Raw genomic sequence first — 26,776 nt, 5'->3', positions numbered from 1 at the left:
CGCGCAAATCGCCCCGGCATCAGCCAACGTAGCGTACCCATAAGAACCCTCGCGGCGAACAGGAGAGCCCCGCCATGCCGATCATCGAAACCAGGCTGAATCCGCGCTCGGACGACTTTCGCGCGAACACGGCCGCGCTCGAAGCGCTGGTCGCGGATCTGCGCGAGAAAGTCGCGAAGCTCGCGCTCGGCGGCGGTGCGGCAGCACGCGACAAGCACGTGTCGCGCGGCAAGCTGCTGCCGCGCGAGCGGATTGCGCAACTGCTCGATCCGGGCACGCCGTTCCTCGAACTGTCGCAGCTCGCCGCGTACGGCATGTACAACAATGACGCGCCGGGCGCGGGCGTGATCACCGGCATCGGTCGCGTCGCCGGGCAGGAATGCGTGATCGTCTGCAACGACGCAACGGTGAAGGGCGGAACCTACTACCCGGTGACGGTCAAGAAGCACGTGCGCGCGCAGGAAATTGCAGCCGAGAACCGCTTGCCCTGCGTGTACCTGGTCGACTCCGGCGGTGCGAACCTGCCGAACCAGGACGACGTGTTTCCGGATCGCGATCACTTCGGTCGCATCTTCTACAACCAGGCGAATCTCTCCGCCGACGGCATTCCGCAGATCGCCGTCGTGATGGGCTCGTGCACGGCCGGCGGTGCGTACGTACCGGCGATGAGCGACGAGTCGATCATCGTGAAGAACCAGGGGACCATTTTTCTCGGCGGTCCGCCGCTCGTGAAGGCTGCGACCGGCGAAGTGGTCAGCGCCGAAGATCTCGGCGGCGGCGATGTGCACACGCGTCTTTCCGGTGTCGTCGACCATCTTGCGCAGAACGATGCGCATGCGCTCGCGATCGCGCGCAGCATCGTCGGCAACCTGAACCGCCGCAAGGATGTACCGATTGCACTGCAACCGTCGAAGCCACCACGCTACGACGTAAAGAGCCTCTACGGTGTGATTCCCACCGATACGCGCAAACCATTCGACATCCGCGAAGTGATCGCGCGCATCGTCGACGATTCCGCATTCGACGAATTCAAGGCACGCTACGGCACGACACTGGTCACAGGTTTCGCGCACATCTGGGGACACCCGGTCGGCATCATCGCGAACAACGGCATCCTGTTTTCCGAATCGGCGCTGAAGGGTGCGCATTTCATCGAGCTGTGTTGCCAGCGCAAGATTCCGCTCGTGTTCCTGCAGAACATCACCGGCTTCATGGTGGGACGCAAGTACGAGAACGAAGGCATCGCTCGCAACGGCGCGAAGATGGTCACCGCGGTCGCGACGGCGAAGGTACCGAAGTTCACGGTGATCATCGGTGGTTCGTTCGGCGCGGGCAACTACGGGATGTGCGGGCGTGCGTATTCGCCGCGCTTTCTGTGGATGTGGCCGAACGCGCGCATCTCGGTGATGGGCGGCGACCAGGCCGCGTCGGTGCTCGCGACGGTGAAGCGCGACGGCATCGAAGGGAAGGGCGGCACGTGGACCGCTGAGGAAGAGGAAGCCTTCAAGCAACCGATCCGCGATCAGTACGAACACCAGGGGCATCCGTATTACGCGAGTGCGCGGCTGTGGGACGACGGCGTGATCGATCCGGCGCAGACACGCGACGTGCTCGGGCTCGGCCTGTCGGCGGCGATGAACGCGCCGGTCGGAGACACGCGCTTTGGCGTGTTCCGGATGTGATGTAAGCGGAATAGACGAAGGAGCGAACGGCCATGTCCAATCAATATGAAACGCTGAGCGTCGCATTCGCAGAATCGGTCGCGACGGTGACGCTGAACCGCCCCGACGTGCGCAACGCGTTCAACGAAACGATGATCGCCGAGCTGACCGATGCATTCGGCACGCTCGGTACGCGCAACGACGTGCGCGCGATCGTGCTCGCCGCAAACGGCAAGGCATTCTGCGCGGGCGCTGATCTGAACTGGATGAAGAAGATGGCCGGCTTCTCCGACGACGAGAATCGCGCGGACGCACGGCGCCTCGCGTCGATGCTGGCTGCTGTTTATCGCTGTCCGAAGCCGGTGATCGCGCGCGTCAGCGGCGACGTGTACGCGGGCGGCATGGGTCTGATTGCCGCGTGCGACATCGTCGTCGCGGTCGATACCGCATGCTTCTGTCTGTCCGAAGCGAAGCTCGGCCTGATTCCCGCGACGATCGCACCGTATGTGATTCGCGCGCTCGGCGAGCAGGCCGCGCGCCGCTACTTCACGACTGCCGAGGTGTTCGACTGCGCGACCGCGCATCGGCTCGGCCTCGTCGCCGAAGCGGTCGACGCGGCGCAACTCGATGCGACCGTGCAGCAGCTCGCGTCCGCGCTGTGTGCGAATGGGCCGTCCGCGGTGCGCGAGTGCAAGGCGCTCGTGCAGGACCTTGCGGGACGCGAGCTGGACGCGGCACTGATCGAAGACACCGCGCTGCGCATTGCGCGCGTGCGCGCGGGTGCCGAAGCGCGCGAAGGCGTTGCATCGTTTCTCGAGAAGCGCACGCCCGCGTGGCGCGGCGATCCCGCATAACACCATCGGCGAGACACTCTCATGTTCAACAAGATCCTGATCGCGAACCGCGGCGAGATTGCGTGCCGCGTCGCGGCGACTTGTCGCCGGCTCGGTATCGCGAGCGTCGCCGTGTATTCGGATGCGGACGCCGGCGCGAAGCACGTGGCCGCATGCGACGAAGCCGTGCATATCGGCGGTGCGAGCGCGGCGGAAAGCTATCTGCGCGCGGAGCGCATCGTCGAGGCCGCGCGCGCGAGCGGCGCGCAGGCGGTGCATCCGGGCTACGGGTTCCTGTCGGAGAACGAGGACTTCGCGCAGGCCTGCGAAGCGGCTGGCATCGTCTTCATCGGACCGCCGGTCGAAGCCATCGCGGCGATGGGCTCGAAGGCGGCAGCCAAGGCGCTGATGCACATGGCTGCGGTGCCGCTCGTGCCCGGCTATCACGGCGACGATCAGGACGGACAACTGCTGCAGCGCGAAGCCGATGCGATCGGCTACCCGGTGCTGCTGAAAGCGAGCGCGGGCGGTGGCGGCAAGGGGATGCGTGTCGTCGAACGCAGCGCTGATTTCGCAGCTGCGCTCGCGTCATGCAAGCGTGAGGCGGCGAGCAGCTTCGGCAACGACCGCGTGCTGATCGAGAAGTATCTGACGCGACCGCGGCACGTCGAGGTGCAGGTGTTCGCCGATCGCCACGGCGGCACGGTGTATCTGTTCGACCGCGACTGCTCGGTGCAGCGCCGTCACCAGAAGGTCCTCGAAGAAGCACCCGCGCCGGGGTTACCCGCTGAATTGCGGCGCGCGATGGGCGAGGCAGCGGTCGCGGCGGCGCGTGCGGTGAACTACGTCGGCGCGGGTACCGTCGAGTTCATCATGACCGGCGACGACTTCTACTTCATGGAGATGAACACGCGGCTGCAGGTCGAGCATCCGGTCACTGAAATGGTGACGGGCCTCGATCTGGTCGAGTGGCAACTGCGCGTCGCGGCCGGCGAGCCGCTGCCGCTGCAGCAGGCGCAACTCGTGCTGACCGGCCATGCGATCGAGGCGCGGCTGTATGCCGAACATCCTGCGCGCGGCTTCCTGCCGTCGACCGGTACGTTGAAGCATCTGCGGATGCCGGACGGCGTCGAGTTCACGGTCGGTGTACGTGCAGCCGACGGTACCCGTGCGGCGGTTCGCATCGACAGCGGCGTGCGCGAAGGGGACACGATCACGCCGTTCTACGACCCGATGATCGCGAAGCTGATCGTCTATGGTGCGACGCGCGACGAAGCGCTCACGCGCCTGCATCGCGCGCTGCAGGGTTGTGAGGTGGTCGGGCCGCATACTAATGTCGAGTTCCTGCAGCGGATCGTGACGAGCGAGCCGTTCGCATCCGCCGATCTCGATACCGGCCTGATCGAGCGGCATCACGATGCGCTTTTCGCACCGACGAGCAAGCCGTTCCGCGAGGCGCTCGCGCTCGCGTGCGCAGCGCTGCTCACACGCGAAGGCGGCGTTGCGCACGGTACTTCACCATGGGATGCGCTGTCGCACTGGCGGCTGAATGGCGGCTACACGCAGACGTTCACGTGGCGCGACGTCGAGAACGAGACGGCGTTTGCAGCAACGTTTACGCGCGATGACAGCGGTGTGCAGACGCTCGAACACGACGGCACACGCGATCCGTTTACGTGGTGGCGCGGCGACGGTGCGCACGAATACGGCGCGACGATCGGCGAGTCGCGCGTGACAGGGCGCGTGTTCGTCGATGGCGATACGTTCCATGTGTTCTGGCGCGGCGCGGCGCTCGCATTCGAGTGGCAGAATCTGCTCGTGCACGCAGCCGACACGGAGCACGGCGAGGGGCGACTCACCGCGCCGATGCCGGGCAAGGTGATCGCTGTGCTGGTCGAAACGGGTGCGACGGTCGAGAAGGGCGCGCCGTTGATCGTGATGGAGGCGATGAAGATGGAGCACACGATCGGTGCGCCGTCCGCGGGAATTGTCGAAGAGGTGCTGTATGCGGTCGGCGATCAGGTGACCGATGGGGCGCAACTGCTGGTGCTGAAACCTGCTTAACGCTGAGGTTGCTCAGGCGATCCGCGGATAACCTGCCGCGATCGCCTCGTCTTCGAGTTGCACGATGCGTGCGTAGTCGGTGAACGATACCTTGGTGAAGCGCTTGAGCCGCAACTGCGCGGCGCGTTCCGGTTGCGCATCGTTCGCTGCGTTCAATGCGTCGCGTAGTGCTTCAACGAGTGCGGGAGGCACGGCCTGTGCAGCGATCAACGGCAACCCCGGCGATGACTCGCTCCAGCCGATTTGCCACACCGCCTGTGCGAGTTCGGGCAGTGCGTCTCGCACATAAGCCATCGTCACGCAATCGATTGCCGCGACATCCGCACGGTTTTCCGCGAGCGCACGCAGCGATCCGACATGCGAACCCGTGCGGATTGCCTCACTGAAAAAACGCCCGTCGCGTGCAAGCGGCGCGACCGCGTGGCGCAATACGTTCATCCCGCTGTTCGAGTCGTCCTGGTTGTACGCCGCGCGTGTACCGCGGCACGCTTCGAGTGAATTGAGGCCCGCATTCGCACGCGCGACCAGCGCGCTCGAATAATCGATGCCGGCACAGCCGGGCACGTCGAATTCGGGTGCCGCGATCAACTGCACACGGTCCTGCAAACCATGCATCAACGGATAGCCGCAGGTCTGCGCAAGCAGCAGGTCGTCGCGGAGCCACAGCGCGTGCAGGTTGTCCGGTGCATCGACGATGCGTGCGTCGGGCGCATCGGACGCGACTGCGCGCAGCGCGTCGTCGAGCAGCGAACGCCACAGCGCGGCGAGCGCGGGCGTCACGTTGTACATCGGGAGCGAGGCGATCCAGTTCATGCCGGCCATTGTGGCATAAGAGTGCGCACCGGCGGATGCGCTAGAACAGCACGTCGATACCGACTGTGACCGCTGTCTGACTGGACGCGCCCGCCGGGTTCAGCGTACTGACCACTGCGTGTTTATACGACGTGTAGTCGAATTCACTGTAGAGCGTGGTGCGTTTGGACAGCAGATAGGCGAGCGAGAGCACGGACAGGCTGCGACGGCTCGCCTTGTCGTTCGAGACATTGGTCTGGTAGTACGCGCCACGAAAGACCAGGAACGGCATGATGGTCCACGAGATGCCGCCGAAGCCGTTATTCGTCACCTGATGCGCCGCGGCGGGATTCTGCAGATCCTCGGCCATGAAGCCGCCTGACAGACGCACCGGGCCGATGCGGTACCCGGCACCGACCATGTAGTAGCTGTCGCCGATGTAGTTCGTACCGGTCAGGATGTTGCGATGCCCGTACACGCCACCAACGTCGACCGGCCCCGCGCTGTAGCTCATCCCGACTGCGCGGGTGGATCCGCTGCTGAAATCGCCCGCGACGCCGCCGAACGAGTTGTCCGCTTCGAACAGCAACGGACCAAAGTTGTTTTTGTACTTCGCGTCGTTGTTGTTGCGCGTGCCGTCCGACGCAGTCGTCAATGGAATGATCGGAGTGAAGTGGAACGCATACGGATCGTAAATGCTGATGATGTCGTGGGCGATCGTGTACTGATGGCCCAGATCCAGCGAACCATATTTCTCGTTACCGATGCCGACGAAGGCCTGCCGGTTGAATTCCGTTCCGGTCGTATTGTCGAACTGGCCGTTACCGAGGTTGAAACCGCTCTCCAGCAGGAAGTGAGCGCTCCAGCCGCCGCCCAGGTCTTCCTTTGCGGCGAAATCGAGTTTGTTCGAACTGTAATAGCCATTCGAATTCATCGTGACCACGGTGCCGCCGCCTTTCACCGCGTTCGTCTGGTAGCGTACGCCGCCGTCTACCGTACCGTATAGCTGGACGCTCGACTGCGCGTGTGCGGGCGTGCCCAGCGTGCCGGCTGCGGCTGATAGTGTGCATCCAATGGTTCTCCAAACCGTCTTCTTCATAGCGGGTCTCCGATTTAATGTTTTATGTTGTGGAACGCATGGCGATGGTTCTGATTCGCCCAATTCGCCTCATCATTCGTATGACTAATTAATATCCATACTTCCGGGGCGAATCGCTCACTTCCTTTCCGGCCTGCAACGGTTGTTTGCCCTGTCGCAGGCGTTGCTGCCCTTGTGACGACTGTCGCTAATTGCGCGCCTGCGCCTGGTTTGTCCGGTGCAGGCGATTCGGCGGTGCGTCGACTGGCTGGAAGCCGGTCTTTAGTTCATTGCGTAGCGCGACGCGGTCGAGCGCCTTTTCCCAGTTCGCGACCACGATCGTCGCCACGCTATTGCCGACGATGTTGACGAACACGAATGCACTCGACATCGCCTTATGAATGCCGAGAATCAGCGCGATCGATTCCACCGGAATCGTGTTCGATGCGGCGAGGGTCGCCGCCAGCACGGCAATCGCCGCGCCGGAAACGCCCGCCGCGCCCTTCGACGTCAGCAGCAGCACGGCCAGCAGCACCAGCTGGGCGTGCCAGTCCATCGGCGTGTTGGTAGCCTGCGCGAGAAACACGGCGGCCGCGGCGAAATACAGGCACGTGCCGTCGTGATTGAACGTGTACGCAGTCGGCAGGACCAGACCCACCACCGATTTTTCACAGCCGAGCCGCTCGAGTTTGTCGATCAGTTGCGGAAAAACCGTTTCCGACGAGCTCGTGCCGATTACGAGCAACAACTCCGCGCCGATATAGCGCATCAGACGCAGGAGGCTAAAGCCATTGGCTTTGGCGATTGGCCAGAGGATCAGCAGGATGAAGAGCGCGCAGGTCAGATAGAACTCGAGTACGAGTTTGCCGAGAGAGAGCAGCGTGCCGAAGCCAAATTTGCTGACCGTGAACGCGATTGCGCCGAATGCGGCGAGCGGCGCGATCTTCATCGTCAGGCCAATGACCCAGAAGAGCGAGCCCGACACCGCGTCGATCAGGTTCAACGCGGGCTTTGCGCGCTCGCCGATGGCGGCGAGACCAAACGCGAACAGCACCGAGAAGAACAGCACCTGCAGCACGTCGCCGCCGGCGAAAGCGCTGATCGCGGTGTGCGGAATCACGTTCAGCAGGAATTCGCTGGTCGTGACGGCGTGCTGCGCTTTCGCGACATAGACGTCGACCGCGGCGGAGTGCACGCTGTGCATGTCCACGTTCATGCCGACACCGGGCTTGAGCAGGTTGATAACCACGAGACCGAGCACGAGAGCCAGCGACGTCACCACTTCAAAATAGAAGAGCGCCTTGATCGCCACGCGGCCAACCTTCTTGAAGTCGTTGACGCCGGCGATGCCGCTGCACACGGTGCAGAAGATGATCGGCCCGATCAGCATCTGGATGATGCGGATAAAGGCGTCGCCGACGGGCTGCAGATTGACGCCGAACTTCGGGAAGAGGTAGCCCGTGACGATACCCAGCGCCATGCCGGCCAGGACCTGGAAAGACAGGTCGCGATAGAACGGCTGACGTCCTTTGGGTTTCGTGGCGGCGGACTGGCCGGGCAAGCTCATGATGTCTCCTTTGTCGGCGGCGAACTCGGGTTCGCTCAAGAATCGTGAAACGGACAAACGCACGACGAGTGCACGCTAACGCCCAGCCTCGCCCAGGATGCCGATACTGTCCGCGAGAATTTCGTCGACGCTTAGCTTGCGCGGCAGTAACTGCTGTTGCTCGCAGAACGCAAGGGTTTCCTCGAGCGGTCCGCGCAGCGCGTCGTAGCCGAAGAGTAGCTTGTCCGGCTTGCCGGCATTCTCCGCGGCAACCGATGCCTTGCCGCGGCATAGCAGGTCGTAGACCGCACGCACCGCATGCGGATGCGTGTCGGCCAGCGTCTTCGTCACCACGACGACGTGATTGATCGGCACGTAGCGATGCAGCGCATACCACGCGCGGTCGGCGGCGGCTGCATCGTCGATCAGCGGCTCGAGCCCGGGCTCGTCCGGCAGATCGTTGCCGAGGATCGCGGCATCGATTTCGCCCGCGCGCAGCATCGACACCAGCTGCTTGCCGGGTTCGACGCGGCGCACGAAAGGCGGGTCGCGATACTCCTCGAGATGCGCGCCTTCGATCGTGATCCATTCGATCTGGTCGAGCGGCACGCCGTAAGTTTTCTCGAGGATCGCGCGTACCCACATGCCCGTAGTCTGCGAATAGGCGCGTACGCCGACCTTCTTGCCCGCGAGACTGCTGACATCGAGTGTTCCGTTGCGGGCATCGTAAATAATGCAGCCCTGCTGGAAGCGCGCAGCCACGACCGCAGGCAGCAGCACGACGGGTTTGCCACAGGCTTTCGCCTGCAGATAGGTGACGATCGCCAATTCGCTGACGTCGTACGCCTGGTGGCGCGCCATCGGTGCGAACGCGCGATGAATCGGCTCGACGTCCTCGAATGCGAGTTCGATGGCAAGGTCGGTGAGTTCGCCGGCTTTCAGCGCCCGGGTGTGCGGGTAGGTTTTCAGCGCGGTCTTCAACTTCAGCGGCTGCGTAGCGGTGTTCACGGTCGTGTGTTCCTTCATGCGCGTCAAGCAGCGGCGAGCGCCGGATAAATCGTGCGCGCAGTACCGCCGAAGATCGCTTCGCGCGCATCGGCAGGCAGCATCGACAGACTCTCACGCGCGTCGGCCAGCAGTTGCGGGAGCGTCCCTTCGGCGGCCGGGAAATTCGAGCCCCATGCAATACGATGCGCACCGAACGCGTCCAGCACGCGCGGGAAAAAAGCTGCCGGCGTCGACGCACCGCGCGCCGCTTCGGCGATCGTGCGGTTCGTGAGCTTCAGGTACACGCCCTCGTGCGACGCGAGACTGAACAGCGGCGCGGCCGCTTCGTACGGCGGACCGCCGGCGAGTTCGGGACGGGCGAGGTGATCGAGCAGCACGCATACGCCAGGAAAGCGCGCGAGCATGTTCAGCAGCGCGGGAATACCTTGTGTCGTCATCTGCAGACAGATCGACACGTGGTGACGCTGCGCGTATTCCCACACCGGGAACGAGCGCTCGTCGTCGAGCCAGCCCGCCTGACCGGGCATCGTGCTGCCGGTCGTAAAGAGGCGCAAGCCCGAGAGACCCGCATCGAGCCAGCGTTGCATCTGCGTGACCGCGTCGCTCGCCAGCACGTCGACCGAGAACACGCCCGCGAAGCGGTCGGGATGACTGCGCACGGCTGCGACCACATAACTATTATCGTTTCCATAGACCGTCGACGCTTGCACGACCACCGCACGATCGATACCGGCTTCATCCATCGATGCAAGCAGACCTTCGAAACTGACCGGGCGCTTCGCCGACCATTCCGACTGATGTCCACCAACAGGAGCCAGTGGATAACGCTGCGTATCTGCGGAAATTGCATGAGTGTGCGTGTCGACAACGACGGACATAGTCAGGCTCCTGACGGAAAGCTTTTTGATCGGATGGACGTAACTTTAAGTGGGATGCTGTCGAAAGCCTCAATATGAAGTGCGTCGCAGGGCATAAATTCTCGTTAAGCTAAGGGTTTTCACATAGCCATTTCGGAGATTCGATGGCCGACAGCGAGCGCGCGACACCAGATGACGACCTGACGCGATTGAGGCGCCTGTTTCTGTTCGATGCGGTTTGCGAGGCAGGCGGGATCGGGCAGGCGGCTGCCCGCGCGGGACGCACGCAGCCCGCGGTGAGTCTCGCCATCGGCAAGCTGGAAGAGAGTTTTGGTGGCCGGCTGTTCGAGCGCGGTTTCGGCGGCAGCGAGCTGACGGAAGAGGGCGTGATCCTGCAACGACGTGTCCGTCGGATGCTGGACCAGATGGAGCGGGCCGTCGCAAACGTAACGGGACATGCCGGTTCAGGAACGACGAACCCTGCAAAGATTTGCCGGCATTTGACCGACACACAGGTGCGCTGTCATATCGCGATTGCGAATGCGGGGTCGGCGGCGGAGGCGGCCCAGTCGCTCGGCATTTCGCAGCCCGCGGTGCATCGGGCGGCGCGGCAGATCGAGCAGAATGTCGGTGTGTCGCTGTACCGCCGACGCGTGCATAGTGTGTCGGCGAATCCGGCGGGCGTCGAGTTCGCGCGTTGTCTGAGCCTCGCGCTCTACGAGATCGCGCAGGCGAGCGAAGATCTCGCCTACGCCCGCGGACAGCTCACCGGGAAAGTCGCGATCGGCGTCCTGCCGCTGATGCCGCCGCGCCTCGTCGCGCGCGCGATCCAGCGGTTGCGCGAACGCTATCCTGCCGCACGCATCACGGTCGATGAAGGTTCGCACGCACGCCTGCTGCGCGAACTGCGGATGGGCGCGATCGACATCATCGTCGGCGGGCTGCGCGAACCGCGGCTCGCCGGGTCCGTGCAAGAGACCGAACTGTTCGCGGATCCGTACGTAGTCGCGGTACGCAAGGACCATCGGCTTGCCAGAAAGCAATCCGTTGCCGCACGCGACCTGGCCGATTACGACTGGGTCGTGCCACAGCGCAACGTGCCGCGACGCGCGGTGATCGATTCGATCTTCGCCCGGCTGCCGGTCAAACCGCTGGTGGTGGTCGAGACGAGTTCGCTCGCGATGATGATGGCGATGCTCGTCGAAAGCGACTGCATCACACTGCTGTCGCGCTCGCAGATTCGCGAAGCTAGTTCGGGTAGCGAGATGGTCGCGCTGGAACTGGAGACGCCCGAGGCCAGCCGGGCAGTCGGATTCACCGTGCGCACCGACTGGCTGGGCACCGCGTTACAGCAAGCATTCGTCGAACACCTGCGCCGGGAATGTGAGATTCGCGTCTGACCGTCGACTATCGCGAAGGTCGTGCGCGCAATCTCACATCGCCGGAGAGGACTATTCGGCGTAACGCGCTTCGTCGAGATCGGCGATCAGCGTGGGGCCAGTCGGATGCCATCCCAACCGCGTCTGGGTCCATGCGCTGGAGGCCGGCATATCCAGACCGACGAACATGCCCATCCATCCGAAATGCGCCGCTGCTTCTTCCGGGGCGATCGAAACGACCGGCAATTTCAGGCCTCGACCGAGCGCTTCGACAATCTCGCGACTGCTGACACCTTCTTCGCCGACTCCGTGAAAACGCGCGCCTCGTTCGCCCGCTTCCACGGCGAGCCGATAGAGGCGTGCGACATCGGAAAGATGGCCAGCCGGCCAGCGGTTACGGCCCTCGCCCACATAGGCGAGCACGCCTTTCTGGCGGGCAATCTCGATGAGCGGCGAGATGAGCCCTTGCCTGAACGGATTGTGAACCTGCGGCAGTCGCACCACCGAGACGTTGATCCCTGCATCGAGCTGCGCATTGCCTGCCAGTTCGGACGCCACGCGCGGATTGGGATGAGTGAAATTGACGACGTCTTCGGTCGCCGGCTCGCCATGCTGGGCGCTGCCCATTCCGGTCCCCGAGGTGATGACAAGGGGCCGGTCGGAGCCGGCGAGTGCGGAACCGAGCGCAGCGATCGCACGCTTGTCCTTCTCGCAGTTCTCGACGAATCTCGAGAAATCGTGGTCGAAGGCCAGGTGGATGACTGCGTCGGCTTTCGCGGTGCCGCGGCTCAAGCTTTCGGGATCCTCCAGGGTGCCGCGATGCACCTCGGCACCCGCGTCGATCAGCGCTTGCGCTCCCGTGTCCGAACGGGTCATGCCCACTACCTGATGCCCGGCCGCGATGAGTTCGGGAACGAGGGCCGTGCCGATGAAACCGGTCGCGCCGGTTAGAAAAATACGCATGGTGAAATCTCCTGGGGTCGTCACGGAGTCACTATCCGATTTTTTGGTATCCCGTTAAAGTAGTGATCTCATCATGGTAAAACGACTAACAGGGTCATCATGCCGGCCGATACGGCTATATCGCTTGGAGATTTCCTGAGAAGTCGCCGGACGCGTCTCGATCCGGCGAGCTTCGGTTTTTCCGGACGCAGGCGCACGCCAGGACTGCGCCGGGAAGAGGTCGCCCAGCGCGCCCACATCAGCGCGACGTGGTACACGTGGCTCGAGCAGGGACGTGGCGGCGCGGCTTCGGCCGAAGTGCTGGAGCGGATTTGCAGCGCGCTGATGCTGACCGATGCGGAGCGCGAGCACCTGTTCATGCTCGGGCTGGGGCGTCCTCCAGAAGTTCGCTACAAGTCGGTCGACGGCGTCAGTCCCCGGTTGCAGCGGCTGCTCGACTCGCTCGAGGCGAGCCCGGCGATCATCAAGACTGCCACCTGGGATGTCGTCGCGTGGAATCGTGCCGCGGCCATCGTGCTGACCGACTATGGCGCGCTGCCGCCCGGTCAGCGCAACATCCTCCAGTTTCTGTTTCGCAATCCCGCCGTCAAGGCAAAGCAGCACGACTGGGACAGCATCGCCCGCTTCGTGGTGGGTGCGTTCAGAGCGGATGTGGCGCGCGCTGGGCTGGCGTCCGAAGTGGGTGAACTCGTGAGCGAGCTGTGTAGCGTCAGCTCCGAGTTCGACGCGCTCTGGCGGGACAACGAGGTGCTGCGTCACGGAGACGGGGGCGGAGATGGCGTAAAGCACCTGCAGCATCCCGTGCTGGGTCCGATCGCGCTGGAATACTCGGCATTTTCCGTCGATGGCCGACCGGACCTGGCCATGATCGTCTACGCGCCGCTCGACAGCGAAGTCGCGCAGCGAATCAAGGTGCTTGCCGCGCAGTCGGCTTGATTTTTATCGTTGGGCCGCGGCTGGTACCCTGCTACTCAATGCTCTCAACTTAAGCGCGCAAGGGCTTGTAAACGCGGCATTGCCCCTGTAGGCTTCATCGCATCACTCACTGATAAATCAACGATATGAACTCAAATACCAGCGTCCTCGCGGCTTCTGGCTGAGTTCTCCGCTTTCCTGTTGAAATCCTCGCGTGCGTCTTCAACTAAATTTGGGTCTGGGCAATCAGCCCAACATGACCGCTTGTATTACCGCAGTCCTTCACCTTCTCACGTCGCCGTGGAAGCGATGCAGTTAGTCAACGACAGAAACCGTGATTGATCTTGTGCTCAACGGGAAACCCTTACCGCACGAGAAAATCCGAATCTTGAGGGCACCCCTTATAGCGAGCTTCGCATTTAATAATCGGGGGTAGAGATAAGCTGAACGATATGCCAGCTCCCCTTCGTTTGCTTGGCGACAAGCCCCAATGTGTCGTAAGGAGCATCGCGCAATTTGACTAACGCGATAGAGCGGGCGTCGCCGTCTTGGGACGGCTTTAGCGCATAGACTACAAATGGTAGCAGGGGTGACGGCGCCACCCCTTCCAAAAGCAAAGGAAATAAGGCTTCCGCAATGTTTGCATATTGTGCAATGCTCCCCGGCTTTTTTATAAGCCTCATTGCTGCTTTTTGGCCTGCTAGTCCCTCACCTTTAGTCGAACAGGTAAAAGGCAACGCGCTGCCGTGATCGCGCAGGCGCCACAATCGCAACTGCAAAGTCGTGTCGCTCGCTATTGATTTATCGACATTCGTAAGCCCTCTATGCTGATTTTTTGAAGTTTGAATGTATTTTTCCCAAGCGTATGTCCCCGGTTTCGCAGTAAGCCACACAGTGAAAAACGCGTTATAAAAATCTAAAGCCTCTTGGGAGACTCCCGCTTGCGTCGAAACATTCGTTGTCAACGCCGGTAGTTTTGCTCCGCGCCAGCGGACAGGTGTCCACCTTGCCCCATCTGGCAAGCTAATTGCATCTAGAAAAGATATGTCATCAATACTGTGCTGTTTGAACCAGGTGGCTTTTGCTGATTTAGTGTCTGCGTAGCTAAAAGAGTCCATCTCGCTGGAGACGGCATTCCAGTCAGCCGGATGACGCTTTCGCTTATCGATGTCCGGATACTTCAACAGGTAGGCGTACGTAGCTGAAGCCATTGCTTTAACGTCATCAGGCCAGAATTGGGTAAGTTCCGACCGGTGCGATCGTGGATCTCCTCGTTTTGCAGGCGGATTGAGAGCAAGATCCTGGTTGCAGGCGAGTCCAACGTCTTTGTCCCGGAATTCACTGGAGACGCCTTGGTGGGACCATGAGTCTTGCAGGCTATGCAACGCGCGTCCGAAAAGTTGCAACATGAACGCCGCCTCTGCAGCGCTAGTTTTGATGATTTTTTCAGCTTGTGTCCTTGCAGCCGCGCCTCCAGCGTCTACCCTACGCATCTCAGGCCTTGCAGGGACCATTGTCGCGCTTGGATAATGCAGGGACTGCACCTCCAGTGCATCGTCTGTAAATGATGAAAGACAGGCATACTGCAACTGGGACTTCATATTTTCCATGAGTCCCCCGTCAACCCGTTGATCTCCAAGCGCAATCGCGTCCGATTCTTCCTCGGTAAAACCGGCCTTTTCGGCAAGCCATTTGGTGAGCCCAAAATGGACGTCCGACTCAAACGATTGCGCTGCGACAGAAAATAACGACGCCCAAAAAAATAAAAATATCCCACAAATTTTCACGAAAGGCGGGCTCGATGGCACATAGCGTCGAAAACCTTTGGCCAGCCAACGAAAATCGGTCTGCTGCATCAGTCCACCGCTATTTAAAGGTCGTCCGTATCCACGACGACACCCGCCGTAGATACCGTAGCCTGTTTATTAATTGCCCTCGTCCGCCGCTTTGACGCTGTCAGACATTGGCCACACGTTATTTTCGAAGTTCATAACTAACAATCCATTGTCCTGACAAGCAGTAGTAAGTCTATGTTTGTCGAAGTCAAAGTCTATCCTCGATGAGCACCAGTCTGGAGAGCCGGGATGCCACTGAGCAAAATCGAAATGGGGCGAGCCCGTCGCATTTGTTTGTGTGCCTGCTGGATTAAAATACGCAATCTCTTTAGGTGCTGCAGGATTTCGTATATCGAACACACGAATGCCTGAGTTGAAATAACTGCACGCCAAGGCGGTTGCGTTTTCGCGGTTATCGACGCTGCAGTAGTGACTTCCGTAGGTAAAAAATGACAAACCGGTCACGTCTGGGAGCACTTTGTCACAGTTCGCAGCAACATGAGTCTCCAAACGCAACTCCGATACTTGTTTTGGATTGGCTGAATCTGAAATATCAAATATATGGGCCATAGGAAACGGTGCAAGATTCGCCGCACACGCCGCCTTCTCCGTGGCAGTAGCGGGATCGGGTATCCCACCTGCACCTCCTTCATCTGTATATATTACATAATGTTTTCCTTTTATTATAACCGGTATGGTAGTTTGAGAGACAGACCCGTCACGAACAGGAACGGAAGACACTATTTTGATAGCAGCGCCGGGTTTGCGGGCTTGAACTTCACTAGTGTCGGCAATATAAAATCCGTTTTGCACTTTTGCGTTTGGATCTGCCAGCGGTGCCGGTACCGTATTCAAAACCTGACTGGCTCCAATTGACGCCAGGTATGCGTTGTTCCCGTCAGTGCTGATAGATACACCATGAGTGACCCCTCCTAATGGCAGTCCACTAATCGAAAGGGACGCAATAAGTTTTGGTTTAGAAGGAACAGTTATATCGACCGCATAGTAAGCGTTCGAAGCAAGCGATCCGATGTAATAAGTTAACCCGTCTGGCGAAATGCCGCCTTCATGGCCAATCACTGGGACAGACGGTATAACACCACCATTAAGTCCATCAGATATATTAGCGCTTGCGAGTAACTGTGGATTAAGACAATTCGAAGAAATGTCGTACACATCGAGCTCTGGACCACCGCCTCCGTTCGCGCCATTGTCTGCCACGAGCAATCCGCGTGCGACGTTAACACGCAACGATTCCCAAGGGTCCATCATGGCGGTAGAGGTAAGTGACCTAACGCGGACCGGCTTCGTCGGGTCGGTGATATCTATAACGGGGACGCCGGGATTAATTCGGCCACGGGAGACACCATTTGAATCCGTATTAGACATTGTCGCGTGATATGCACACGTATGCCCGCTGGAGTCGGTGTACGTTGCCGAAGACCAGCTTGCTCCTTCGCCCTGCAATTGCCCGACCAATTGTAGATTACAGCTGTTACCGGCGAAAGAATTTCGCATTGAAGCCGGTACCTGCCCCTGAAGTGCTGTTTCGGGCTTGTCACCCACCCCGCAAGTCGCTCGTGGCACGACATACGCCGCTATTGATGCCGCACTTGGCTCTGTCGGCGTATTGTTGTTGCCGCCCCCACATGCCGTCAATACGAGAGCAACACCAATGGTCACACTCGATTTTTGTAAAAATGAAATCATGTCTTCTCCCAATTAATACATTCCGCCGTTTTGATCCATCGGGACTTTGCAGGTATCACTTCGTCAAAGCATCTAGTGGATTGCTACTCAATTCCATTTTAGGTTAGCGTGCCGGCCTTATTTCTATAGTTGCCAACTCAAGTTGTTCGCCATTTCGCGTGTGGATATGCATAGAAAAGCGTCCGGTTTGATTTGCTAGTAAATGAAACTTCGCGTCCTGACCAGGTCCGACGTCAGGCATATCGGGAAAGCCGTGGACCATTAACATTCCCTCCCGGTTGGAGGAGACGAGGATCGTTGCATAATCGCCCGACACTAGTTGAAAGACAGGTAGCAGTTCGCCTGGCTGTCTTTCGCGGAGCACGACGTGAAACACCGGATGCGTGTTGTGTGGAATTGCCTGGTCCGCCTCAGGGGCTAAACTGTGAAAGACAAAAAAATAAGAGCCGAAGCGATCGCAATTAAAGCTACTACGCTAAACCTGATTTTTCGTAACATCGGCATTGCCAATTTAGTGTGATCGGTCACGTTAAACCCCCTATGCAAAATTGATGACTGCACTTTTGACCTATAATCTTCGCTCTATGCGAGTGGAAGAGATAAAATCCACAAACCGCTTGCGGTAAGAAAAATCATCAATCCGACCATCGGAATTTGGCTCAAGACCGCCTCGTGTCGATTGCTGAATACTTGCAACGATTTCACATGCGCTAGATATACGCTCGCTATGTGGCCGATAAGAATTAGTGCGACTTGGCTCAGCCATATAGTGCCAGCGTCAATGACAGGGCTCGTCACTGAAAAATTCGCCGTTCCGAAGATATTCCAATGCAAACCAAGCGGATCAGAAATCAGCAGGATGATTTGCGGGCCCTGGCTAAATAAAACCGTATAATAGTGCGTTACGCTGTAAAAGAAAGCAATGGGTACAAGCGTTAACGAAAAATCACTGGCAAGTTGCTTAAGCGAAATAGACGTCTTAATCAGTCGTCGGCCGAAATCGAGTGCTGCCAAATATGCAATAAGATAAATTGCTGGGGATATTACTAACAAAATCCATTGGCTGACACGATAAATCGTTGACGAAACTGCGTACGCGTCAGTGAAGTGTGCTTTTACAGAAGGCTCGATAAGCGGATAAAAGCCGCCCCAATAAACTCGATTCCACCAAATTGTGTCGTGTATTCCGTCAAACGCCGTGGAGGAAAGCATAAATAGTACAAACACCATGAGACTTGGACCCCAATCCGACATGTCGCGCAATCCAGAAGTCGGGATTCGGAACGACAATTTCATCTCGTTTCTTTTCGAAAAGAAGACGTTTATTGGAGCAATCAAGCCAGCAAGATGAAACAAAATAGAAAACAAATCGCAAAATTTGAACCATGCCAACTTACCGAACCACCATGCGCCAACAATACTAATGAGTGTGTAAATTATTAGAAACTCACTTAGTTGACGTGGGTTTGCGCTCCCAAAAAGCTCCATGCTGATAAGGCATATATAACAGGCCAATGCCGGCCAGCATCCGAATTGATTCGGATACACGCGCCTTCCATTGAATGAGATTTTTGTTAATTTTTCTATAAAATCACAGCACCCTAACCATGGATTACCGTACGAATAGAAATCGCCTATCAACGCTGCTGCGTAGTAGGCGGCGAGATAAAAAATCATCCAGAACCACGTCATATCGAAATTCAACATCGCATTTTGAGTACCCAAAATGCCACCTAAAATGACGGTCAGCAAGATAAATGCATTTATGAATCGAAACAAAGAACGGTATCTTCCTAACTTAGTGCGAATGGTAAGCTGCCGCGATTCATCGGAGATTTGATTGCGCGTATCAACCGTGCGTGTATTTGAAGCAAACGCGACAAAGCCGATAAAAGAAATAATCAGCGCAGCCGTCGTACCATATGTATAAAGGCGCAACGGAACAGGCAATGCATAGGGAGCTGCAAAGGCGTGTGCATAAGCCGACCCGGAAAAGGCAACGATGGAAGTCGAAAAGCATGCACGCGCGGATGCACGAAGGTCCATTCCTGTCTCCTAGTGTCATACCAACCGCCTAAGCGCGGACGGTGACTAGTTTTGTTTGTGCGATACCGACTTTCGTTGTATTCCCAAATACTGACTGCAAACTTACGCAACGTATGGGGACTTTCCTTGCTCGGGAGTTCCCTTTGCATCAAACCAAGACCGTGTGTTGGCGGCAATGCAGATCCGACGCCAGACAAAAGCACAAGGCTTGGTGCTAGGCAATTCGGATCAGACTCGTTGTCACGAGGAAGGTGAGGGTTCCCAGAAGGCGAGATCTGTTCGTGCGGCAGTGCATAAGAGCCTCGGACTTGGTCATTGCTTCTGGTAAATGACCGGTGTCGGCCCGTAAGTGCCCCTGCACGACGCAATGCTCTCAACTTAAGCCCCACAGGATCAAGCGAGTTTGTACGCGAGATGGAAGCGGGGCCTGGCTTTTCTGGGTGGCCGTGCATCGACGCGCATGCAGAACGGGATCTCGCGCTGCGTCAGTGCGGCCACCGTCGTGTTGCCGATATAGCCGCGATCGAGCAGTAGCAGATCGGTACGCGGTTGCAGCACATCCAGTGCCTCGAACAGCATCTGCCGCTCGGCGCCGTCGGCGGGATGGAGCGCGGCGTGCAGGGTCAGCTCCGGGCCCGGCAGGAACAGCGCGAACGCGTAGTGATCGGCGCGCAGTTCATGGCCGCGACGCGTGCCCACACGCAGGTGGCTGCCGTCAGCGGCGACCAGTCTCAGGCCGTGCCAGCGCATCGAATCGATATGGGGTTGAGCCAGCGAAATCAGGTGGGCGCGGGCCAGCTCGAACAGTTCGGCTGACAGTCCACGCCGGGCCTTGCTGAACGCCTGCGCACTGACGGCGCGATTGCGTGCGCCGCGCTCGCCCAGTGCGCCGAACAGCACATCGAGTTCGGCCTGCACGCTGGCGCACATGCCCGACATCATCAGCGCGGCCATGCGCGGCAAGCTCAGTGTGCGATGACGGGTAAAGGCAGTAGGAGAACGACGCATACGATCGGCGAGCGCCGGATCGAACAGGAAAGCGGAGAACTCAGCCAGAAGCCGCGAGGACGCTGGTATTTGAGTTCATATCGTTGATTTATCAGTGAGTGATGCGATGAAGCCTACAGGGGCAATGCCGCGTTTACGAGCCCTTGCGCGCTTAAGTTGAGAGCATTGCCCTGCTACCCGCCACTCAACCACCGACGAGCGCCAGCACGCGCAGCGGACTACCGGATCCGTTGCGGATCTTCAGCGGGGCCGACACGATCAGCGAACCGGTAGGCGGAAGCTGGTCGAGGTTCGTCAGGCATTGCAGGCCATAGCGGTTCGAGCCGTGCATCAGCGTGTGACACGGATACGGTATGGGCCATCCGTAAGCCTGGCCTGCATCGGTGTTGATCGTCTCGACGCCGAAACCGTGCACATTGCGCGAGTGGATCATCCACTCGACGGCGGCCTGGGTCGGTCCGGGCGTGTGTGCGCCGTCGTCATGCAGGTTCAGGAACGCGGCCGGGTCGGTGCGTTTCGACCAGTCGGTGCGAAACAGGACCCACGCGCCCGACGGAATCTGGCCGTGGCGCGCTTCCCAGTCGACGAGATACTCCGGCGTCAGCAGCCAGTCGGGATTCTTTGCGACCTCGGCGCTCGCATCGACGACGACGGCGGGTGCGATGAAGTTCTGCGCGTCGATCGTATCGACCGAATTGTGCGAATGGTCCTTGCCGGTGACCCAGTGCACCGGCGCGTCGAAGTGTGTGCCCGTATGTTCGCCGCACGAGAAGTTGTTCCAGTACCAGCCTGGTCCGTTCTCGTCGTACTGGCTGATCGTTTCCATCTTGAACGCCCACACCTGACCGAACTGCGGCGGCAGTTGCAGCGCCGGAAAATCCGGCGACAGGGTTTGCGTCAGATCGATCACGCGCAGGTCGCCGTGCGCGAGGCCGTGTACCAGTTCGTCGAGGACTGTGGTCATTTGAATTCCTGTCGACCGCAGTTGGCGCTTCAGCGCCTACTGCGGTCCCATGTCGGAGTAAGCGCTAAAGCGCTTACTCCGGCGTCGACCCCTATTGGGGATTTAGCCAAGCGCGTGCCGGCTCAATGCCGCCCGCAGCGCATCGCCGTGTTCATCCGCCAGCGCCGCATCGCGCAGTTCGCGAAGCGTCGCCGGCGCAAGCTGTCCGCCGGCACGCACGAGTGCGGCCATGACGGTCTGATAGTTCGCGAATCCACGCGTATAGGTGTCGCCATAGCCCTTGACGAGCCGCTGGCAACGGGCAAGCTCGATCGCAAGCGCCGGGCGTTCCGTGATCAGTACGACGATCTGCGCGAGCCAGTCGTCGATCTTTGCGCTCTCGACCGCGTAACGCAGCGTGCTGCGACGAATCGCGCGCAGCCGCGCCACTGCATAGAGCAGCAGATAGCCGCTCAACGACGTGGTCGAGACAACCCGTCCGCGACTCGTCAGGCGATCGACGACTCGGTGCGCCCAATGCGGCCGTGCGAGCCATCGACCGAGCGGCGCCGGCAGCGTGTCGCAGATCTCATGAACGCGTGGGTGCAGGAACTCGTTGATCTGGAGCAGTTGATCCGGTTTCGCGCGAACCTCGTCGCGCACGCGTGCAAAGCGCGTGTCCCGTATCTTCAGATCGGCGACGCGGATCGTGTCCTCGAACGACATCCACAACGCCAGGTGTCGGGCGGCTTCGGAGAGCAGCGTGGCCGCTTCGGCATGCGTCGCCGGGCTTCCGGCATCGAGCGCGGCGCGCAGGCGATCGAGCCGGTCCAGATAGAACGCGGCGTACGCCGTGTCCTGGTAGTCGATCAACCGGCGCACGCCTTCACGAGCGAGCGTCTGCGCTTCCACCGGCAGTTCGTCGCGCACACGTTCGAGCAGATGCGCCACGATCGGATGACGCGGCGCTGCTGTTGTTCCTTCATCCGTCGACGTCTCCGCAGCTTTGGCCGTTCCGGCGTCGTCAGCAGGTTCTTCGACGCCCACGCGCGCATACGCGCGGTCGAATGCCTGCAGGCTCGCTTTTACTCCGACACCGCCGCGTTCGATCGTCTCCTCGAATTGACGGCGGCTGAACGGCAACACGCCGATCCCAGCAAGCGCACCGAAGAGCACCGCGCTGATCACGCTGCCCGTCTGCTCGGCCACGCGCGCCATATCCAGGTGCACGAAACGCCGGCTGGCACGTGCCGCATGCGCGATCAGCACCGATTCGTCGACGCGGCCGTCGCCCATCGCGGCCTTTTCGCTGATCGAAAAGACCCGGTGCGTTGACGCGATCAGCGTGGTGCGCTCCGAGGTCACGAGTCCGCGCTGCACGGCGCGCCCAGCTTCCATCAATTCGGACGCGAGCACGACGTCGACGTCGCCGGGCGTGGGCATCAGCGCGAGTATCGGCGTGCGGCCACCATCCGTGCGCTGCTCGCGCGGAAACAGCTCGACGTAGTAGATCGTTGCGCCGGTCCGCTGTGCGACGCCTGGCACGGAGGTCGTCTGCGCGTGATAGCCGTTGTATTCGCCCAGATCGACGATCCAGTCGGCGAGGACGCCGCCGCCTTCGCCGCCCATGGCCAGGATTGCGATCTTGATCGGTTGCGGTTCGTTCATCGTTCGCTCTCGATTCAGAACGCGAAGCGCGCGCGACGACGCGTGTCGCGCTGCTGCAGCCAGCCGATCACCGCGTGACGCATCCGCTCGCGCAGCCGGTCGAACCAGGTCGGGTTGCTGACGATCTCCGCGCGATAGAACGACGGGCACAGAACTGCTGCGTGCGAGACTTCGCCGCAGAGTCCACAGCCGACGCAGCTATCCATGACGCTCGCGACCGGATCGGTACGCAGCGGATCGGGGTTCGGACGGATCGTCAGCGACGGGCAACCCGACAGCCGGATGCACGAGTGATCGCCGGTACACGTATCGGAATCGACGCCGAAGCGTTCGCGTACGACCCGCTGACCTGCCGCGATCGCCGCACGCTGCTTCGGGCGTTCGCGCCGCTGCAGGTTGAGCATGCATTCGCTTTGCGCGATCAAAACCTTTGGGCCTGGCGTGCGGGTGGTCAACGCTTCCTTGAGCGTGGCCTGCATCGTCTTCAGATCGTAGGTGCGGCGTACGGTCTTCACCCAGTCGACGCCGACACCGCGTACGGCCTTTTCGATTTCATGGCCGGTACTGCGCGACGCATTGCGCGCGGTCGATGAAAGGATGTCCTGCCCACCCGTCGCCGACGTGTAGCTGTTATCGACGACGATCGTCAGGTTGTCGCTGCGGTTGAAGACTGAGTTCGCAATGCCGCTCGTCAGGCCGTTGTGCCAGAAGCCGCCGTCGCCCATCACGGCGATCGCGCGTTTGCTGTCCGGTGCATTCAGCGCGGCTGCGCTGGCACCGCCGAGTCCATAGCCCATCGTTGTTGCGCCGAGGTTGAACGGCGGCAGGATCGAAAACAGATGGCAGCCGATGTCGGCGCTCACATGGTGAGGGCCGAGCTCGCGCTCGACGAGTTTCATCGCCGTGAAGATAGGGCGCTCGGGACAGCCGGTGCAAAAGCCTGGGGGGCGTGCGTGTACGTGTTCGTCGAGGGGCGGAGCCGCTGTTGCGTCGTGCTCCTGTTCCGCGCTTACCGGGACTACCGGGATCACTTTACTGCGAGCAGGCTGCGGCTTGACAACGCCATAGCGCTCGAGAAACGCGCGCAACCCCTTCGTCATCACCGCCGCGTTGTATTCGCCCGCGAGCGGCAGCATGTCCTTGCCATGCAGTGCCGTGCCGGAACCGCACTGACGCAGGATCGCTGACGCGTTCTGCTCGATGAAGTTCGGTTGTCCTTCCTCGATCACGAGTACCGCGCGCTTGCCTGTGCAGAAGCGTTCCCATTCGCTGTCGATCAGCGGATAGGCGACGTTCATTACGTACAGCGGGATCTTCGTTTCACCGTACACGTCCGCGAGACCCAACCGCTCGAGCGCACGCAATACCGTGTTGTACGAACCGCCTTGCACGACGATGCCGACGTCGTCCACGTTGCCTGTGTCGGTGGAAAAGAATTCGTTGAGCCCGCGCTGTTCGATGAAGCGGATTGCTGCGGGCCAGCGCTCCTCGACCTTCTCGCGCTCATGCAGGAAGCTCGCGGGCGGCAGCACGATCCGGCTCACATCGCGACGCGGCTGTTCGAGCGCATCGCGAATCGAGAAAGCGGAGCGGCGATTGTCCGCTGCGACGAACTGGCCATGAAGGTGGCAGGCGCGAATGCGCAACTGCATCATCACCGGCGTATGGCTCGCCTCCGATAGTTCGAAGCCATCCTTCACGGCCTGCACGATGCACGGCAGGTTAGGGCGAGGATCGAGTAGCCAGATCTGCGATTTCATCGCGAACGCGTGGCTACGCTCCTGCATGATCGACGAACCTTCGCCGTAGTCTTCGCCGACGATCACGAGCGCGCCGCCGGTCACGCCGCCCGACGCGAGATTCGCCAGCGCATCGGATGCGACGTTGGTGCCGACCGTTGCCTTGAACACGACGGCGCCGCGCAGTGGATAGTTGACCGATGCCGACAGCGCCGCCGCCGCGCTCGCTTCGCTTGCACTGTTCTCGAAGCGAATGCCATGTTCGCTCAGAATGTCTTGTGCATCCGCGAGCACATCCATCAGATGCGAAATCGGCGCGCCTTGATAACCCGTCACGTAAGCGATACCGGATTCGAGCAGCGCCTTCGTCACCGCCAGAATGCCTTCGCCGTTGAACACTTCGCCTGCACCCAGCCGCAGCTTCTTCACTTCCTCGACAAACGAGCGCTCCGCCATAAGTTCCTCGATGTTCCGATGCACACCACGCACCCTGTTCGGATCAGTATAGGGAACGCACGTCCATTCATCGAATCAATCAAATTCGCGACCGCTCATCAGCCGGCCTTATGGCGATGGGGGGCTGCGTGTGCTTAGTCCTCGCGCAACGTATCGATGATCAGCGCGCGGAACCAGCGATTGCCTTCGTCGGTATCGAACGTCTCGTGCCAATGGACGGTGACCTCGACCTCGGGAACGTCGGCGGGTATCCTGTAGATCGCGAAATCGCCCCGCTCGTTGAACAGCTTTGCGACGCGCTGAGGGACCGTGACCATCCAGTCGGTACGCTGGATGATCTGCGGCACGACGGTGAAGTGCGGGACGCGCAACGCGATGTCACGGTAAAGCCCCGCGGCCTGAAGAGAAGGCTCGATGTTGCGGTGACTGCTCTCGCTCGATTCGACCTGCACGTGTCGCATCGCGAGGAACGCGTCGCGCGTCAGGGTACCTTTGGGGAGTTTGGGGCGCTTGCGGGTGAGGCATACATACGGCTCATGAAAGAGCACCGCGTGATGCGTCGCTGCCTTCAGCGCCGGCATATTGCCGATCGCGAAGTCGAGTTGCCCGAGCCGCAGCTTGTCTTCGACGTCGGCAAGCGGCACCTGTTGTGCGGTCATCCTCACGCCGGGCGCCGAGCGTTGCAGCCGCTCGCACAGCAGCGGCAGGAACACCAGTTCTCCGAGGTCCGACATCGACAGATGAAACTCGCGCGAACTCGCGGCCGGATCGAAATGATTGCCGTGCCGCAGGACTTCGCGGATCGACGCGAGCGCCCGATTGACTGGCGTCGCGAGTTGCGACGCGGTGGGCGTGGGCAACATGCTGCCCGTCGTGCGGACGAACAGCGGGTCGTCGAACAGTGCCCTCAGCCGGCCGAGCGAATAGCTGACTGCCGGTTGAGAAAGCCCGAGGCGTTGACCGGCGCGCGTGAGGCTGCGTTCCTCGAGGATCGCCTGAAACACGCGCAGCAGATTGAGATCGACGTCGTTGAAGTCCAGCAAGTCCGGCTCCGTTCGAAGAGTCGGCTCATTATAGGCGTGGGGATCGGCAAGGCTCACGGCCGGCCCGTCAGAATTTCTTGCGAATGCCGATGCGCAGCGCGATCTGATTCGCCGTACTGGACGCGGCGAGCACCGGTGCGAGGTCCGCGACTGCGCCGCCACCCGCGCGCATATAAGTTGCGCTTGCGTAGACGTCGGTCGTCTTCGACAGGAAGTAGTCGGCGCTCGCATCCATCTCATGATAATGCGGTGCCTGGCCGGTCTCCGCCACGTGAGCAATGGTGTAGCTGTACGCGACGCCGAGTTGCAACGCGGGCGTCAGCATATAGCTCGCGACGATTTCGCCGATGTTGAACGTAACCGCGCCACCGATTTTCGCGCCGACCGCCGGATCGAGATCGCCGAACTGCGTGTGGGTCCAGTCCGCGCTAAGCCTTAGCTTGCCGAACGTATACGCGCCGCCGAGGCCGAACACGCGATAATTGCCGGCCGCGAGCCCGTAGTTGCCGTCGACCGTGTTCGTCGGAGTCCAGACGCCTTCCGTCACGGCGGTCGCCGGATGATCGATCTCCGTGTACGCACCGACCAGCTGCAGATTGGCGGCGAGATACTGCAACGCGAACGATTTCGCGCTGTCGCGCGCGAAATCGCCAGCCATACCGCCGAAACTGTACATCGCCATTCCGCTTAAGCCCGCGAAGGTCGGAGACACATAGCGGATCGCGTTCTGCAAATGAAAATCGATGCCGTTGTTGTCGAGATCGCCCGGGTGCGGAAACAGAATGCCGCCCGGCAGCGAGCCGTTCGCCGACAACGTACCGATATAGTCGCCGATTCCCTCGCCCTGCCGGCCGAGCGTCACCGTGCCATAACGGTCGTTGGCCAACCCCACGTAGGCAAGCCGCCCGAACAGACGTCCGCCCTGACTCAACGCGCCGGTATTGACGTTAAAGCCATTCTCGAGCCGGAATATCGCGGACGTGCCGCCGCCCAGGTCCTCGACGCCGCGCATCCCCCAACGATTGCCCTGCGAGATGCTGCTCTGCATCTGCCATGCGCTGTGTCCGCCCTGGTTGCTCGACCAGGTGAGGCCGTCGTCGATGATGCCGTAAATCGTCACGTTGCTCTGTGCATGCGCTGATATATTGATTAGTAATCCAAAGAAAGCTATTGAAATTTTTCTCATGATTTCTCCCGGAGGGCGTTCTTTGCGTTGGTGGTTAAGACTTTGT

Annotated in this window: 20 protein-coding genes; 5 read left to right on the top strand and 15 right to left on the bottom strand. The window is 60.4% G+C overall.

Going from position 1 to position 26,776, the window contains the following annotated elements:
• Positions 1–74 precede the first annotated feature (74 nt).
• From ACREXZ_RS05130 to ACREXZ_RS05120, 3 genes are read left to right on the top strand one after another with little or no spacing between them, the layout of a single operon-like run.
• Positions 75–1,682 carry a carboxyl transferase domain-containing protein gene (locus ACREXZ_RS05130; protein ID WP_431762949.1) on the top strand — a complete coding sequence of 536 codons (1,608 nt, stop codon included), beginning with the start codon at positions 75–77 and terminating at the stop codon, positions 1,680–1,682.
• Between the two features lie 32 nt (positions 1,683–1,714).
• The gene (locus ACREXZ_RS05125) at positions 1,715–2,515 is read left to right on the top strand and encodes an enoyl-CoA hydratase/isomerase family protein (protein WP_431762948.1); all 801 of its coding nucleotides are present in this window, start codon (positions 1,715–1,717) and stop codon (positions 2,513–2,515) included.
• A gap of 21 nt (positions 2,516–2,536) precedes the next feature.
• Positions 2,537–4,558: an acetyl/propionyl/methylcrotonyl-CoA carboxylase subunit alpha gene (locus tag ACREXZ_RS05120; protein WP_431762947.1), complete on the top strand. Its 2,022-nt coding sequence runs from the start codon at positions 2,537–2,539 to the stop codon at positions 4,556–4,558.
• 12 nt (positions 4,559–4,570) lie between these two features.
• Here the strand turns inward: ACREXZ_RS05120 and ACREXZ_RS05115 are convergent, their stop codons facing one another.
• The 5 genes from ACREXZ_RS05115 to ACREXZ_RS05095 all read right to left on the bottom strand — a co-directional run bounded on the left by ACREXZ_RS05115 (position 4,571) and on the right by ACREXZ_RS05095 (position 9,860).
• Positions 4,571–5,371, bottom strand: coding sequence for a phosphate/phosphite/phosphonate ABC transporter substrate-binding protein (locus tag ACREXZ_RS05115; protein ID WP_431762946.1), 801 nt, complete (start codon positions 5,369–5,371; stop codon positions 4,571–4,573).
• Positions 5,372–5,411: 40 nt separating this feature from the next.
• The gene (locus ACREXZ_RS05110; RefSeq protein WP_431762945.1) at positions 5,412–6,449 is read right to left on the bottom strand and encodes a porin; all 1,038 of its coding nucleotides are present in this window, start codon (positions 6,447–6,449) and stop codon (positions 5,412–5,414) included.
• Between the two features lie 187 nt (positions 6,450–6,636).
• Positions 6,637–7,995, bottom strand: a complete 1,359-nt coding sequence (gene dctA, locus ACREXZ_RS05105; RefSeq protein WP_431762944.1) for a C4-dicarboxylate transporter DctA — start codon at positions 7,993–7,995, stop codon at positions 6,637–6,639.
• A 75-nt stretch (positions 7,996–8,070) separates the two neighbouring features.
• Positions 8,071–8,982: a hypothetical protein gene (locus ACREXZ_RS05100; RefSeq protein ID WP_431762943.1), complete on the bottom strand. Its 912-nt coding sequence runs from the start codon at positions 8,980–8,982 to the stop codon at positions 8,071–8,073.
• A 23-nt stretch (positions 8,983–9,005) separates the two neighbouring features.
• Positions 9,006–9,860, bottom strand: coding sequence for an amidohydrolase family protein (locus tag ACREXZ_RS05095; protein WP_431762942.1), 855 nt, complete (start codon positions 9,858–9,860; stop codon positions 9,006–9,008).
• Positions 9,861–10,003: 143 nt separating this feature from the next.
• Here ACREXZ_RS05095 and ACREXZ_RS05090 point away from each other — a divergent pair, with 143 nt between their 5' ends.
• Entirely contained in the window at positions 10,004–11,239 is a 1,236-nt protein-coding gene (locus ACREXZ_RS05090; RefSeq protein ID WP_431762941.1) for a LysR family transcriptional regulator, read from the top strand.
• 51 nt (positions 11,240–11,290) lie between these two features.
• Here the strand turns inward: ACREXZ_RS05090 and ACREXZ_RS05085 are convergent, their stop codons facing one another.
• Positions 11,291–12,181 carry an SDR family oxidoreductase gene (locus ACREXZ_RS05085; RefSeq protein WP_431762971.1) on the bottom strand — a complete coding sequence of 297 codons (891 nt, stop codon included), beginning with the start codon at positions 12,179–12,181 and terminating at the stop codon, positions 11,291–11,293.
• A gap of 99 nt (positions 12,182–12,280) precedes the next feature.
• Here ACREXZ_RS05085 and ACREXZ_RS05080 point away from each other — a divergent pair, with 99 nt between their 5' ends.
• Positions 12,281–13,117 carry a helix-turn-helix transcriptional regulator gene (locus ACREXZ_RS05080; protein ID WP_431762940.1) on the top strand — a complete coding sequence of 279 codons (837 nt, stop codon included), beginning with the start codon at positions 12,281–12,283 and terminating at the stop codon, positions 13,115–13,117.
• A gap of 398 nt (positions 13,118–13,515) precedes the next feature.
• Here the strand turns inward: ACREXZ_RS05080 and ACREXZ_RS05075 are convergent, their stop codons facing one another.
• The 9 genes from ACREXZ_RS05075 to ACREXZ_RS05035 all read right to left on the bottom strand — a co-directional run bounded on the left by ACREXZ_RS05075 (position 13,516) and on the right by ACREXZ_RS05035 (position 26,730).
• The gene (locus ACREXZ_RS05075) at positions 13,516–14,952 is read right to left on the bottom strand and encodes a hypothetical protein (RefSeq protein WP_431762939.1); all 1,437 of its coding nucleotides are present in this window, start codon (positions 14,950–14,952) and stop codon (positions 13,516–13,518) included.
• Between the two features lie 69 nt (positions 14,953–15,021).
• A complete protein-coding gene (locus ACREXZ_RS05070) occupies positions 15,022–16,641 on the bottom strand; it encodes an LVIVD repeat-containing protein (protein ID WP_431762938.1) in 1,620 nt (539 codons plus the stop codon).
• Positions 16,642–17,223: 582 nt separating this feature from the next.
• Positions 17,224–18,687 carry a hypothetical protein gene (locus tag ACREXZ_RS05065; protein WP_431762937.1) on the bottom strand — a complete coding sequence of 488 codons (1,464 nt, stop codon included), beginning with the start codon at positions 18,685–18,687 and terminating at the stop codon, positions 17,224–17,226.
• A 393-nt stretch (positions 18,688–19,080) separates the two neighbouring features.
• On the bottom strand, positions 19,081–19,641 hold the full coding sequence (locus tag ACREXZ_RS05060; RefSeq protein ID WP_431762936.1) for a transposase: 561 nt from the start codon (positions 19,639–19,641) through the stop codon (positions 19,081–19,083).
• Positions 19,642–19,879: 238 nt separating this feature from the next.
• Entirely contained in the window at positions 19,880–20,659 is a 780-nt protein-coding gene (locus ACREXZ_RS05055) for a cyclase family protein (protein WP_431762935.1), read from the bottom strand.
• Between the two features lie 102 nt (positions 20,660–20,761).
• Positions 20,762–22,306: an indolepyruvate oxidoreductase subunit beta family protein gene (locus ACREXZ_RS05050; protein ID WP_431762934.1), complete on the bottom strand. Its 1,545-nt coding sequence runs from the start codon at positions 22,304–22,306 to the stop codon at positions 20,762–20,764.
• Between the two features lie 14 nt (positions 22,307–22,320).
• On the bottom strand, positions 22,321–24,501 hold the full coding sequence (locus ACREXZ_RS05045; protein WP_431762933.1) for a thiamine pyrophosphate-dependent enzyme: 2,181 nt from the start codon (positions 24,499–24,501) through the stop codon (positions 22,321–22,323).
• Between the two features lie 134 nt (positions 24,502–24,635).
• Positions 24,636–25,544 (bottom strand): LysR family transcriptional regulator, encoded by a 909-nt coding sequence (locus ACREXZ_RS05040; protein ID WP_431762932.1) that lies wholly within the window; start codon positions 25,542–25,544, stop codon positions 24,636–24,638.
• Positions 25,545–25,611: 67 nt separating this feature from the next.
• Positions 25,612–26,730 (bottom strand): porin, encoded by a 1,119-nt coding sequence (locus ACREXZ_RS05035; protein ID WP_431762931.1) that lies wholly within the window; start codon positions 26,728–26,730, stop codon positions 25,612–25,614.
• Positions 26,731–26,776: the final 46 nt, after the last annotated feature.

The organism is Paraburkholderia sp. (assembly GCF_050742655.1).
In the GTDB taxonomy this organism is placed as follows: domain Bacteria; phylum Pseudomonadota; class Gammaproteobacteria; order Burkholderiales; family Burkholderiaceae; genus Paraburkholderia.
Note: the sequence above shows the minus strand (reverse complement) of the source record. Positions and strands in the feature narration are given on the sequence as shown.

Bases quoted from the DNA above. Each gene is read 5' to 3' on its own strand.
- ACREXZ_RS05060 (WP_431762936.1), bottom strand. From the start codon at position 19,641: ATGGCCGCGCTGATGATGTCGGGCATGTGCGCCAGCGTGCAGGCCGAA.
- ACREXZ_RS05080 (WP_431762940.1), top strand. From the start codon at position 12,281: ATGCCGGCCGATACGGCTATATCGCTTGGAGATTTCCTGAGAAGTCGC.
- ACREXZ_RS05095 (WP_431762942.1), bottom strand. From the start codon at position 9,860: ATGTCCGTCGTTGTCGACACGCACACTCATGCAATTTCCGCAGATACG.
- ACREXZ_RS05125 (WP_431762948.1), top strand. From the start codon at position 1,715: ATGTCCAATCAATATGAAACGCTGAGCGTCGCATTCGCAGAATCGGTC.
- ACREXZ_RS05065 (WP_431762937.1), bottom strand. From the start codon at position 18,687: ATGGACCTTCGTGCATCCGCGCGTGCATGCTTTTCGACTTCCATCGTT.
- ACREXZ_RS05075 (WP_431762939.1), bottom strand. From the start codon at position 14,952: ATGCAGCAGACCGATTTTCGTTGGCTGGCCAAAGGTTTTCGACGCTAT.
- ACREXZ_RS05130 (WP_431762949.1), top strand. From the start codon at position 75: ATGCCGATCATCGAAACCAGGCTGAATCCGCGCTCGGACGACTTTCGC.
- ACREXZ_RS05035 (WP_431762931.1), bottom strand. From the start codon at position 26,730: ATGAGAAAAATTTCAATAGCTTTCTTTGGATTACTAATCAATATATCA.
- ACREXZ_RS05090 (WP_431762941.1), top strand. From the start codon at position 10,004: ATGGCCGACAGCGAGCGCGCGACACCAGATGACGACCTGACGCGATTG.
- ACREXZ_RS05070 (WP_431762938.1), bottom strand. From the start codon at position 16,641: ATGATTTCATTTTTACAAAAATCGAGTGTGACCATTGGTGTTGCTCTC.
- ACREXZ_RS05120 (WP_431762947.1), top strand. From the start codon at position 2,537: ATGTTCAACAAGATCCTGATCGCGAACCGCGGCGAGATTGCGTGCCGC.
- ACREXZ_RS05045 (WP_431762933.1), bottom strand. From the start codon at position 24,501: ATGGCGGAGCGCTCGTTTGTCGAGGAAGTGAAGAAGCTGCGGCTGGGT.
- ACREXZ_RS05050 (WP_431762934.1), bottom strand. From the start codon at position 22,306: ATGAACGAACCGCAACCGATCAAGATCGCAATCCTGGCCATGGGCGGC.
- dctA (WP_431762944.1), bottom strand. From the start codon at position 7,995: ATGAGCTTGCCCGGCCAGTCCGCCGCCACGAAACCCAAAGGACGTCAG.
- ACREXZ_RS05110 (WP_431762945.1), bottom strand. From the start codon at position 6,449: ATGAAGAAGACGGTTTGGAGAACCATTGGATGCACACTATCAGCCGCA.
- ACREXZ_RS05115 (WP_431762946.1), bottom strand. From the start codon at position 5,371: ATGAACTGGATCGCCTCGCTCCCGATGTACAACGTGACGCCCGCGCTC.
- ACREXZ_RS05055 (WP_431762935.1), bottom strand. From the start codon at position 20,659: ATGACCACAGTCCTCGACGAACTGGTACACGGCCTCGCGCACGGCGAC.
- ACREXZ_RS05085 (WP_431762971.1), bottom strand. From the start codon at position 12,181: ATGCGTATTTTTCTAACCGGCGCGACCGGTTTCATCGGCACGGCCCTC.